The sequence below is a fragment of the Novosphingobium sp. genome, from assembly GCF_027489515.1.
Taxonomy (GTDB): domain Bacteria; phylum Pseudomonadota; class Alphaproteobacteria; order Sphingomonadales; family Sphingomonadaceae; genus Novosphingobium.
Genome location: NZ_JAIXZS010000059.1, coordinates 43,191 through 53,888 on the forward strand (window position 1 = coordinate 43,191; position 10,698 = coordinate 53,888).

Annotated in this window: 10 protein-coding genes; 4 read left to right on the plus strand and 6 right to left on the minus strand. The window is 67.8% G+C overall.

Annotated features, from left to right (window positions below; translation table 11 throughout):
• Nucleotides 1-57 precede the first annotated feature (57 nt).
• From Q0082_RS10590 to typA, 3 genes are all read right to left on the minus strand, one after another.
• A complete protein-coding gene (locus Q0082_RS10590; RefSeq protein WP_298192287.1) occupies nucleotides 58-540 on the minus strand; it encodes a hypothetical protein in 483 nt (160 codons plus the stop codon).
• A 225-nt stretch (nucleotides 541-765) separates the two neighbouring features.
• Nucleotides 766-1,287, minus strand: coding sequence for a DUF1993 family protein (locus Q0082_RS10595; protein ID WP_298192288.1), 522 nt, complete (start codon nucleotides 1,285-1,287; stop codon nucleotides 766-768).
• A gap of 186 nt (nucleotides 1,288-1,473) precedes the next feature.
• Nucleotides 1,474-3,300, minus strand: a complete 1,827-nt coding sequence (typA, locus tag Q0082_RS10600; RefSeq protein WP_298192290.1) for a translational GTPase TypA — start codon at nucleotides 3,298-3,300, stop codon at nucleotides 1,474-1,476.
• Between the two features lie 176 nt (nucleotides 3,301-3,476).
• On the opposite strand from typA, the gene Q0082_RS10605 reads away from it, so the two are divergent.
• On the plus strand, nucleotides 3,477-3,950 hold the full coding sequence (locus tag Q0082_RS10605; protein WP_366522547.1) for a DUF805 domain-containing protein: 474 nt from the start codon (nucleotides 3,477-3,479) through the stop codon (nucleotides 3,948-3,950).
• 124 nt (nucleotides 3,951-4,074) lie between these two features.
• Here Q0082_RS10605 and Q0082_RS10610 read toward each other — a convergent pair whose 3' ends face one another.
• Together Q0082_RS10610 and Q0082_RS10615 are read right to left on the minus strand one after the other, a co-directional pair.
• Nucleotides 4,075-6,648 (minus strand): FtsX-like permease family protein, encoded by a 2,574-nt coding sequence (locus Q0082_RS10610; RefSeq protein WP_298192293.1) that lies wholly within the window; start codon nucleotides 6,646-6,648, stop codon nucleotides 4,075-4,077.
• Entirely contained in the window at nucleotides 6,645-7,328 is a 684-nt protein-coding gene (locus Q0082_RS10615; protein ID WP_298192310.1) for an ATP-binding cassette domain-containing protein, read from the minus strand. Before Q0082_RS10615 ends, Q0082_RS10610 begins: the two co-directional genes overlap by 4 nt.
• A 99-nt stretch (nucleotides 7,329-7,427) precedes the next feature.
• Here Q0082_RS10615 and Q0082_RS10620 point away from each other — a divergent pair, with 99 nt between their 5' ends.
• Together Q0082_RS10620 and Q0082_RS10625 are read left to right on the plus strand one after the other, a co-directional pair.
• Nucleotides 7,428-8,105 (plus strand): arylesterase, encoded by a 678-nt coding sequence (locus Q0082_RS10620; protein WP_298192296.1) that lies wholly within the window; start codon nucleotides 7,428-7,430, stop codon nucleotides 8,103-8,105.
• A 193-nt stretch (nucleotides 8,106-8,298) separates the two neighbouring features.
• On the plus strand, nucleotides 8,299-8,712 hold the full coding sequence (locus Q0082_RS10625) for a DUF805 domain-containing protein (RefSeq protein ID WP_298192297.1): 414 nt from the start codon (nucleotides 8,299-8,301) through the stop codon (nucleotides 8,710-8,712).
• 139 nt (nucleotides 8,713-8,851) lie between these two features.
• On the opposite strand, the gene recF is transcribed toward Q0082_RS10625, so the two are convergent.
• Nucleotides 8,852-9,925, minus strand: coding sequence for a DNA replication/repair protein RecF (gene recF / locus Q0082_RS10630; protein ID WP_298192299.1), 1,074 nt, complete (start codon nucleotides 9,923-9,925; stop codon nucleotides 8,852-8,854).
• Between the two features lie 84 nt (nucleotides 9,926-10,009).
• Here recF and Q0082_RS10635 point away from each other — a divergent pair, with 84 nt between their 5' ends.
• The gene (locus Q0082_RS10635) at nucleotides 10,010-10,447 is read left to right on the plus strand and encodes a VOC family protein (protein WP_298192300.1); all 438 of its coding nucleotides are present in this window, start codon (nucleotides 10,010-10,012) and stop codon (nucleotides 10,445-10,447) included.
• The last annotated feature ends 251 nt before the right edge of the window (nucleotides 10,448-10,698 follow it).

A 10,698-nucleotide genomic window follows, 5' to 3' on the forward strand; every position in this document is an offset into this window, starting at 1 on the left:
GCCTGAACCGTTTCTGAAGCGGCGCGCGCAATGCGCCGCGCCGCCCCGAAGACAGGATCAGTTGCCCCGGTCATCGCCCCGGTACTCGCCCTGATACCCGTCCGGATCGCGGTAGCCGCGCCGGTCGTAGTATCCGTCGTTGCCCTGCGGATAGCCTTCGCGGCTGTAGCCCGGCTGTCCGCCCTGATAGCGCTGGTCATAGGGATCGCCGTTATAGGCGCCCTGCCAGGTCGGCTGGCCCCGATACTGGTTGGGATACTGGTTCGGGTACTGAATCTGGCCGCGATAGCGGTTGTCGTAGCGGCGGTCATAGGGGTCGCGGTTGCGGTTGCTGTTCGCTGCCGAGACGATGATCGCGCCGAGCGCCAGCCCGATGATCCCGCCCGCGATTGCCGCACCGGTGCTGTCGCCGCCGCGGTGGTGGCGATAGCCGCCATACCCGCCGCCGTAATAGGGATCCGCCATCGCCGGCGTCGCGCTGGCAAGCGCCGTGGCGCCAAGGGCAAGGGCAAGCGTGGCCTTCTTCGCAAACCTGAACATCGTCGGTCTCCTGCGGTGCGAAGCAGACCGGAACCCCCCGATCACGATTCGCTGCCGTCGAGAACCGATCTAGGCCCCGCTGCCTGAACGGATTCGGGATGGTGAGTGCAGGCGCCGTTCAGGATTGCGAGCCCTTTCCTGAACGTGGATCTGCTGTCCCTGCCCTGCCCAGTAAAAAGGGCGGCCCTTGCAGGCCGCCCTCCTGTCCAATCCTGGCCTATGCATTCACCGCTTGATGCGCGGCATGCCCATGAAATCGCTCTTGCCCACCTTCACGCCCTGCGCGCGCAGGATCGCATAGGCGGTCGTGGCGTGGAAATAGAAGTTGGGCTGCGCGAACGAGAGCAGGAAATTCGCGCCCGTGAATGGCAGCTTCATCTCGCCGAAGGCAAACAGCGTGTCGTTCTCGCCCAATGCCTCGAACTCGGCCGCATCCATCGCGGAAAGCTCGGCAATGGCGCCCTGAATGGCCGCATGGAGACCCGCGAAGTCTGTCGGCCAAGGCTTCAAATCAGGCTCAAAAAGTCCGGCCTCGACCGCCGACACGGCCCCTGCCGAATGCGCTGCGCAGCTCTTCACCTGATAGCCGAATGGCAGCATGTCAGGCGCCAGACGCGCGTCGATCAGATCGCTTTCGGCGCGTCCATGCGCGGTGCAAAACGCCTCCGCCTTGTCCAGCAGCTTGTCGACCGCGCCCAGGATCTGCAGGTTTGAAGGGACGACGGCATCATAAAGGGAAATCGGCATCGCTCTGCTCCGGTTGTTATGGCGCAGGCTATGTCACCGCCGGGCTGCGAGGTCCATGGCCGACAGCCCTGCTACTCCCCACCCTCGTCATTGCGAGCGCAGCGATGAAGTCTGGGATGGCTTCCCAAAACAGAAAGGGCGGCCCGCAAAGGCCGCCCTCCTTGTCTCATCCGAAGCTCGCCGCGCTTACGCCGCTTCCTTCTTCCGCCCGGCCTTCTTGCGCTCGTGCGGATCGAGCAGCGCCTTGCGCAGGCGGATCGACTTCGGCGTCACTTCGACCATTTCATCGTCGTCGATATAGGCGATGGCCTGTTCCAGCGTCATGATCTTCGGCGGGGTCAGTCGGATCGCGTCGTCCTTGCCGGTCGAACGGAAGTTCGTCAGCTGCTTCGACTTCATCGGGTTGACCTCGAGGTCTTCCGGCTTCGCGTTCTCGCCGATGATCATGCCTTCATAAAGCGGCGTGCCGACGCCCACGAACAGGATGCCGCGCTCTTCGAGCGGCCCGAGCGCGTAGGCCACTGCCTCGCCCGTACCGTTCGAGATCAGCACGCCGTTCTTGCGGCCCTCGATGCGGCCCTTGTAGGGGCCATACTTCTCGAAAAGGCGGTTCATGATGCCGGTGCCGCGCGTGTCCGAAAGGAACTCGCCGTGATAGCCGATGAGGCCACGCGAAGGCGCCGAGAAGGTGATGCGCGTCTTGCCGCCGCCCGAGGGGCGCATGTCGGTCATCTCGCCCTTGCGGGTCGCCATCTTCTCGACAACCGTGCCGGCGAACTCGTCGTCGACGTCGATCACGACCGTCTCGTAAGGCTCGGTGCGCCCGCCGTTCTCGTCCTCGCCAAACAGCACGCGCGGGCGGCTGATGCCAAGCTCGAAGCCCTCGCGGCGCATCGTCTCGATCAGCACGCCGAGCTGCAATTCGCCGCGGCCCGCCACTTCGAAGCTGTCCTTGTCGGCGCTCTCGGTCACGCGGATCGCCACGTTCGATTCGGCCTCGCGCTCCAGCCGGTCGCGGATCATGCGGCTGGTCACCTTGGTGCCTTCGCGGCCCGCCATCGGCGAATCGTTCACCGCAAAGCGCATCGACAGCGTCGGCGGATCGATCGGCTGCGCATAGAGCGGCTCGGTCACGCTGGGATCGGCGATGGTGTTCGCCACGGTCGCGGTGGTGAGGCCGGCGATCGAGATGATGTCGCCCGCGCGCGCTTCTTCCACCGGCACGCGTTCGAGGCCGCGGAACGCCATCAGCTTGGAAGCGCGGCCCGTCTCGACGATCTTGCCGTCGCGGTCCAGCGCGTGGATCGGCGAGTTGACCTTGATCGTGCCCGACTGGACCTTGCCGGTCAGAATGCGGCCAAGGAAGTTGTCGCGGTCCAGCAGCGTCACGAGGAACTTGAACTGCCCGTCGACATCGGCGGCCGGCGGCGGAACGTGGTCAACGATCTTCTGGAACAGCGGGTTCAGCGTGCCTTCGCGCGCGTCCTGGTCCTCGCTTGCGTAGCCGTTGCGGCCCGAGGCATAGAGCACCGGGAATTCGAGCTGCTCGTCATTGGCATCGAGGCTGACGAAGAGGTCGAACACTTCGTCGAGCACTTCCTGCGGACGGCCATCGGGGCGGTCGATCTTGTTGACGACGACGATGGGTTTGAGGCCCAGCGCCAGCGCCTTGCCGGTCACGAACTTGGTCTGCGGCATCGCGCCTTCCGAGCTGTCCACCAGCAGGATCACGCCGTCGACCATGCTCAGGATGCGCTCCACCTCGCCGCCGAAGTCGGCGTGGCCGGGCGTGTCGACGATGTTGATGTGCGTGCCGTTCCACTCGACCGAGGTGCACTTGGCGAGAATGGTGATCCCGCGCTCCTTTTCGAGGTCGTTCGAATCCATCGCGCGCTCTTCCACGCGCTGGTTGTCGCGGAACGTGCCGGACTGGCGGAACAGCTGGTCCACCAGCGTGGTCTTGCCGTGGTCGACGTGCGCGATGATCGCGATATTGCGCAAGGCATTGGACATGGAAACGCTTTCGATTGGTATCTCGGATGCGGCGCGGACCGCAGGCAGCGCGCCGTGCCCGGCCGTTGGGCCGGGGCTTCGGCGCGCGCTTACCTGTAATTGTGCGCTGCGGCAAGGGCGCCCGACGTGCAAAGCGCGACCGATCAGGGGGCAAGGCTTGCCGCGCACCGCATTTCGTGGCTCAAGTGCTGCAGAGCCGCCACGGCACAAGGACCATCACGATGAACTGGATGCTGCTGCCCTATCGCCGCTACTTCGAGTTCACCGGCCGCTCGCGCCGCCGGGAATACTGGATGTTCGTGCTGTTCTATGTGCTGGTGTTCTTCGTGCTCAATGCGCTGTTCGGCACCAATGAACTCACCCGCACTTCGACGGACTTTGGCACCGGCTTCAGCTATGGCAGCCGCCTTGTCGGCGGTGGCGGGGTGATCGGCGGCCTGTTCGCGCTCGCCAGCTTTATCCCCTCGCTCGCCCTCTCGGTCCGCCGCCTGCATGATCAGGACCGCTCCGGCTGGCTGCTGCTTCTGGCCCTCATCCCCTTCTTCGGCGGCTTCGCGCTGCTCGTCCTCATGTGCCTCGATGGCACCCGTGGCCCCAACCAGTACGGCCCCGATCCCAAGGACCCCGGCAACGTGGATGTGTTCCGCTAGCCTCAGCACAACCTGAAGCCCCCCTCCCTGAGGGGAGGGGTTGGGGGAGGGGGTTCGGCGTCCCGTGTGTACGCAGCGCCGCGCACCCCCACCCGGCCTCCCCCGACCGGGGGAGGGGCAGAGATCAAAGCGCCCGCAGTGCCTCCGCTGGCCGGGTTCGCAGCACCGATAGCGATCCAGCCACTGCCAGCACCAGCACCAGCGCGACACCGCCGCCCAGCACCGCAAACACGCGGCCCCAGTCAGGCGCCCAGTCGAATTCAAACAGCTCGACAATCACCAGCCACGCCGTCCCGCCGCCCAGCGCCAGCGCTACCAGCGCCAGCACCGTACTCAGCAGCGCATATTCCGCCGCGAGCAGCGCGAGGAGCTGCCCCCGGCTCGCGCCCAGCACGCGCAGGATCACGCTGTCATACTGGCGCGCCGCCCGCGCCGCCGCGATCGCGCCTGCCAGCACGGCAAGCCCCGCCAGCACCGCCACGCTCGCCGCCGCAAAGATCGCGGTGCCAACTTGCCCCAGAAGGTTCCGCGCCTGCCCCAGCACCGGCCCCACCTCAATTACTGAGCTTTCCGGCAAGGCCCGAACCAGCCCCGCAAGGATCGCCCGCCGCACCGCCTGCCGCTTTTCGGGCACCGCCAAGGTGATGGTCGCGGCATACGTGTGCGGCGCGTCCTCCAGCGCATTGGGGCTGAACACCAGCGCATAGTTGAACCCGAACGAGGACCAGTCGATCCGCCTGAGCGAAGCCACCCGCGCCTCGCGCTCCGTGCCGAGCAGGCTGATCCGCAGCTTGTCACCCACTTTCAGACCGATGGCTTTCGCCTGATCCTCATCCACCGAAACCAGCGGTTCGCCCGTGTAGTCCTGCGGCCACCAGCGCCCTGCAGTCAGCACGTTGCCTTGCGGAATGTCGGCGGCATACGTCAGCCCGCGGTCGCCGCGCAGCAGCCACGAATCCTCCGGGATCGCCTTGAGCGTCGCCACGTCGGTCATCGCGCCATCCGGCCCGAAGGCAATCACCGTCCCGCGCAGCGAGGGCACAATGCGCACCGCCGCTCGCGGCGCCGTCGTCGCGACCAGCGCCTTGAACGTCTCGGTCCCGGCGCCCTTCGGTACATCGAGCACGAAGTAATCCGGCGCCCGCTCGGGCACGCGCTTGGCGATATTGGCGTCGATGCTGGTCTGCACCGCCGCCAGCAGCACGAAAGCCGCCAGCGCAAAGCCCAGCGCTACCACCAGCGCCGAAGTTTGCGCGCCCGGCCGGTGCAGATTGCCCAGCGCCATGCGCAGCAGCGGCCGTTTGGGCCGGGGCAGCCGCGCCGCCACCCACGAAAGGCTCCGCCCGATCAGCGCGAGCAGCGCAAAAACCGCCGCCGCCCCGCCGAGAAACCCCGCCGCGAGCCACGGCTGCGGCGATGTCAGCACCGCCAGCGCGGCAATCCCGCTCAGCCCCAAGCCCACCGGCAGCACCCACAGCGGCACTTTCCAGAAGTTTTTTGGCCAACGCCCACCCAAAGGCGCCACCCGCGCGCGCAGCAGGGCCATAGCCGGCACCCGCCGCGCATCGAGCAGCGGCGGCGCGGCAAAGGTCAGCGCGATCAGCAGGCCATAGGCCCCCGCGATGGCAAGTGCGCCAAGGTCCACGGTGAACCCCGGCGGGATCGGCAGCAGCCCCTCCAGCGCCCGCGCCAGCAGCGGCGTGATTCCCACGCCCAGCGCCAGCCCCAGGGCAATCGCTGCGCTCGCCGCCGCCGCTATCTGCAGCAGGTAGATCCGCACAATATCGCCCGCATCCGCGCCCAGGATCTTCAGCGTCGCAATGCTCGCCCGCCGCGCCTCGAGGTACGAGGAGACGCCCCCCGCAATCCCGATCCCGGCAATGCCCAGCGCCGCCAACGCCACCAGCACCAGAAACTGCCCCATCCGCTCGACAAACCGGTCGAGTCCCGGCGAGGCCTTGTCGCGCGTCTTCACCTGAAAGCCGCTACTTGCAAACCGCGCCTTGAACGCGCCTGCCAGCGCGGCCGGATCGGCCTTGGCCGGCAGCCGCAGCCGGTACTTCCACCGCGCCATCGAGCCGACCTGCACCAGCCCCGAAGCAGCCAGCGCCTCCTCGCTCACGATGACAGTCGGCCCCAGCGCAAAGCCTTCGCTCAAGCGATCCGGCTCGCCCGCGATCACGCCGCCGATGACAAGCTCGGCCTGCCCGATCTTCAGCCGGTCGCCCGCTTTCACGCCCAGCCGGTCGCCTACACCGGGATCGATCCACGCGGTCATACCCTGCGGCGCGCCCACCTTGCGTCCACCTTCGACCGTGAATGCACCATAGAGCGGCCAGCGCGCATCGACCGCCTTCAATTCCACCGGCACCGCCTCGTCAGCGCTTTCCGCGCGTCGCGCCCCAATCCTCTGGGCCATCGCCTGCAATCGCACGCCCTGCGAGACCGCACCCATCCCGCGCATCGCCGCCAGCTCATCCGCCGCCGCTGCGCGCCCCGCCAGCGTCAGCTCCAGATCGCCGCCCAGCATCGATTGCCCGCGCGCTGCCAGTTCGCGCCCGATCCCGCCCGTCAGCGTCCCGATCGCCGAAAGCGCCGCTGTCCCCAGCACCAGGCACACGATCAGCAGCCGAAGCCCGCGAAACCGCCAGTCCAGTCCCCGCCGCGCCAGCCGCCAGGCCAGTGCCCACCGGCTCATGAGCCGCTGTCCGAGACGATCTGCCCGTCCTCCAGCCGCACGATCCGCCCGCAGCGCTTTGCCAGCGCCTCGTCATGCGTCACCATCAGCAAGGTCGCGCCCACCTCGGCCACTTGCGCAAACAGCAGCTCCGCCACCGCTTCGCCATTGGCATGGTCGAGGTTCCCGGTCGGCTCGTCGGCAAACACCAGCGCGGGGCGCGGCGCCAGCGCGCGGGCAATCGCCACGCGCTGCTGCTCGCCGCCTGATAGCTGCGCCGGATAATGCCCCATGCGGTGCGCAAGGCCCACCGCCTCCAGCGCCGCGCGCGCGCTCGGCGAAGCATCGCGCACGCCCGCCAGTTCCATGGGTGTCGCCACGTTTTCGAGCGCGGTCATCGTCGGCAGCAAGTGGAATGCCTGCAGCACCACTCCGATCCGCCCGCGCCGCGCCGCGGCCAGCGCATCTTCGGAAAGCCCCATGAAGTCCTGCCCGGCTACGCTGAGCGTTCCCCCATCCGCACGCTCCAGCCCTGCCAGCACGGCGAGCAGCGAGCTCTTGCCCGATCCCGAAGGCCCCAGCAGCGCCACGGTTTCCCCCGGCCGAACCGCAAGGCTCACCCCGCGCAGGACGTTCACCCGCGCTTCGCCTTGTCCAAGGCTGAGCGTCAGATCACGCGCGTCGATGACGGGGGCTGGGATCAAGGGGGCAGGGGAGGGCGAGCCAGTGGCGATGCTTGTCACTTCCCGCTATTGCCACGAATGGGTTGCACCTCGCAACCTAGCCCTTGAGGACTCCCGATGCGCCGCCTGATCCCGCTGCTTGCCCTCTTGCTCTCCGCTTGTTCGAAACCCGCCCCTGCGCCCGAACCCCTCCAGACGAGCGCCGCGCCCGCCATTCCGGCGGATGCCCCCGTGATCCTCGCCTTCGGTGACAGTCTCTACGCCGGATATCGCCTGGCACCGGGCGAGGGCTATCCGCCGCGCCTCGAAGCCGCGCTCAACGCCGCCGGGATCAAGGCCCGTGTCGTGAACGCCGGCGTCTCGGGCGATACCACCGCCGCCGCGCGCGAACGCCTCGCCTTCACGCTCGACAATCAGAAGGTAAAGCCGTCGCTCGTCCTCGTCGGCCTCGGGGGCAACGACATGCTGCGCGGCCTGCCACCCGCCGAAACGCGCGCCAATCTCGATGCCATCCTGACAGAGCTCGACAAGCGCAAGATCCCCGCGCTGCTCACCGGCATGCTCGCCGCGCCCAACATGGGGAAGGACTACGTCAGCGCCTTCAACCCGATTTACCCCGCGCTCGCTGCCAGGCACAAAGCGCCGCTGGTGCCGTTCTTCCTTCAGGCCGTGATCGGCAACGACAAGCTCCTGCTCGACGATCACATCCACCCCACGGCCGAGGGCGTGAACCGGATCGTCGCCGCAACGAAGGACGACGTGGCGAAGGCATTGCAGGCCGCAACAGAGCGCTAGGGCCCAGCCCCTCCCGCAAGCGGGAGGGGTGCGGATTAGCGCTGAAGCCCCCCCTCCCGCCTGCGGGAGGGGTTGGGGGTGGGCCAGCGCCACACCCCACGCCCACCATTCCGGTCCAACCCTCTTGCAAGCCCCTCAATTCCATGGCTCATTCCGTCTTGCCACGCACCATCGCGCGGCGGGGGGACCGCACATGGAATGGATGTTCATGCCCTATCGGCGTTATGCCGATTTTTCCGGCCGCTCGCGCCGCATGGAATACTGGATGTTCGCGCTGCTCTCGGCGATCGTGGCGTTCGTCTCGATCATCCTCATGGCGATCGGAGGCGGCCTCAGCGAGACCAATGAAGCTGCGCCCGGCCCACTGTTCTGGGTCGGGGCCGCGTTGATCCTGATCTGGGGCCTCGCCTCGTTCATCCCCTCGATCGCCGTGCAGGTGCGCCGCTTCCACGATCAGGACCGCTCCGGCTGGATGGTCCTCCTCGGCTTCATTCCCTATGTCGGCGGACTTATCGTGCTGGTCTTCATGTGCCTCGAAGGCACGCGCGGCCCCAATCGCTTCGGCCCCGATCCGCTCGATCCCTCGAACGTCGATATCTTCAACTGAGGCCAGCAGCCTGACTGCTAGCCCCCCTCCCCGGCGGGGAGGGGTCGGGGGAGGGGGAACGGCGCTTCAGATGCTGCGCCGCGCACCCCCACCCAGCCTCCCCCGAGCGGGGGAGGAGCAGGCCAGCGCCGCGTCGCACCTACACCCGCGCCACCGCCCCATCGGCCACGTGCCACACCGCAGCATCCCCCCCCAGCGGCTCGAACGGGGCTAGTTCGGTCCCCGTCATCCACACTTGCGCGCCGGTCTCGCCCAGCCGCTCGTAAAGCGCCGCGCGCCGCACGGGATCGAGGTGCGCCGCGATCTCATCGAGCAGCAGCACTTGCGGCCGCGCGCCCTTGGTCAGCGCGGCATGGGCGAGCACGATCGCAATCAGCATCGCCTTCTGTTCGCCGGTCGAACAATCCGCCGCCGGAGCCGCCTTCGCCGCGAGCGTGACGCCCAGATCATCGCGGTGGGCACCCGTCAACGTCCGCCCCGCCGCCCGGTCGCGCCGCCGCCCCTCGCTGAGGGCCGCACGCAGGGCTTCGGCTTCCACCGGCCCGCCCGCGACATACGCCAGCGCCGGCCGCGCAAACGGTGCCTCGGGCAGCGCTTCCAGCGCTCCCGCCAGCCCGGCAATCAGCCCTGCCCGCGCCCGCGCCAATTCCGCACCCGCTTCGGCCAGCCCGGCCTCGATCCCGTCAAGCCACAAGGGATCAGGCTCGCCGGGCGCTTCCAGAAGGCGGTTGCGTTCCCGCAGCGCCGTCTCATAGCGGCTGGCGACCCGCGCGTGCCCCGGCTCCACCGCCAGCACCAGCCGGTCGAGGAACCGCCGCCGCGCGCCCGCACCTTCCGCAAACAGGCGGTCCATCGCGGGCGTCAACCAGGTGATCGAAAGCCATTCGCCCAGCCGCGCCGCCGGGCCTTCCGCGCCGTTGATGCGCACCGTCCGCCGCCCGGGCGCGGCAGGCGTGGACGCGGTCGCCAGTGCCACATCGCCGCCGCCCATTTCCGCCGCCACGGCAAAGCTGCCATCCCCGCCGCGCCCTGCCATCTCCGCCGGGTTCGCCCGCCTGAGGCCCCGCCCCGGCGAGAGCAGCGAGATCGCCTCCAGCACATTGGTCTTGCCCGCGCCGTTTTCCCCGATCAGCACGTTGAAGCGGCCCGTGTCCTCCAGCCGCGTCGCGGCATGGTTGCGAAAATCGCGCAAGGTGAGGCGGGTGAGGGGCATCGCCGCCCGCGTTAGAGCGTTTCGCACGCCCGCGCAAAGCCGCCCAATTGACAAGCCCCCACACTTGCGGAACCTTCAGATGCCATGCGCTTCCTCCTCCCGCTCGCCCTTGCGCTTGCCCTCAGCGCCAATGGCCCCGCACCAAGGCCTGCCATGAACCCCGTCGTCCACTTCGAGATCCCCGTCACCGATATTGATCGCGCCGTCCGCTTCTACGAGGCCGTGTTCGAGACGAAGCTCACCCGGCAGGAGGTCGATGGCTACGCGATGGCCTTCTTCCCCCGCGCCGATGGCAAGCCCGGCGCCAGCGGTGCGCTCGCCAGAGGCGATGTCTATGTGCCCTCGAAGTCGGGCGCGATCCTCTACTTCGATGTGCCAAGCATCGACCCTGTCCTCACCCGCGCCACCGCCAACGGCGGCAAGGTGCTCTATCCCAGGAAGGACATCGGCGAGGCCGGCTTCGTCGCCGAGATCGAGGACAGCGAAGGCAACCGTATCGCGCTGAGCGCCCCGGCGGAGTGAATCCCGCGCCCAGACCTCCCCGCTACACCAACACTTCGTCATTGCGAGCGTAGCGAAGCAATCCAGAGCACCATGCACGTCCGCTCTGGATTGCTTCGCTACGCTCGCAATGACGAGTGGCGGAATACGAAACTAGGCTCAGGACCTATTAAAATGCTTGCGTAGCGTGCGATCAGTTGATTCAATGACGGCGCTGAGGAGGCGTTGTCATGAGCGATTTGATCTGGTTGTCAGAGGCGCAGATGCGCCGG

Excerpts from the sequence above, each read along its gene's own strand:
- Q0082_RS10590 (WP_298192287.1), bottom strand. The coding sequence starts at position 540 with ATGTTCAGGTTTGCGAAGAAGGCCACGCTTGCCCTTGCCCTTGGCGCC.
- Q0082_RS10635 (WP_298192300.1), top strand. The coding sequence starts at position 10,010 with ATGCGCTTCCTCCTCCCGCTCGCCCTTGCGCTTGCCCTCAGCGCCAAT.
- Q0082_RS10625 (WP_298192297.1), top strand. The coding sequence starts at position 8,299 with ATGGAATGGATGTTCATGCCCTATCGGCGTTATGCCGATTTTTCCGGC.
- typA (WP_298192290.1), bottom strand. The coding sequence starts at position 3,300 with ATGTCCAATGCCTTGCGCAATATCGCGATCATCGCGCACGTCGACCAC.
- recF (WP_298192299.1), bottom strand. The coding sequence starts at position 9,925 with ATGCCCCTCACCCGCCTCACCTTGCGCGATTTTCGCAACCATGCCGCG.
- Q0082_RS10620 (WP_298192296.1), top strand. The coding sequence starts at position 7,428 with ATGCGCCGCCTGATCCCGCTGCTTGCCCTCTTGCTCTCCGCTTGTTCG.
- Q0082_RS10610 (WP_298192293.1), bottom strand. The coding sequence starts at position 6,648 with ATGAGCCGGTGGGCACTGGCCTGGCGGCTGGCGCGGCGGGGACTGGAC.
- Q0082_RS10595 (WP_298192288.1), bottom strand. The coding sequence starts at position 1,287 with ATGCCGATTTCCCTTTATGATGCCGTCGTCCCTTCAAACCTGCAGATC.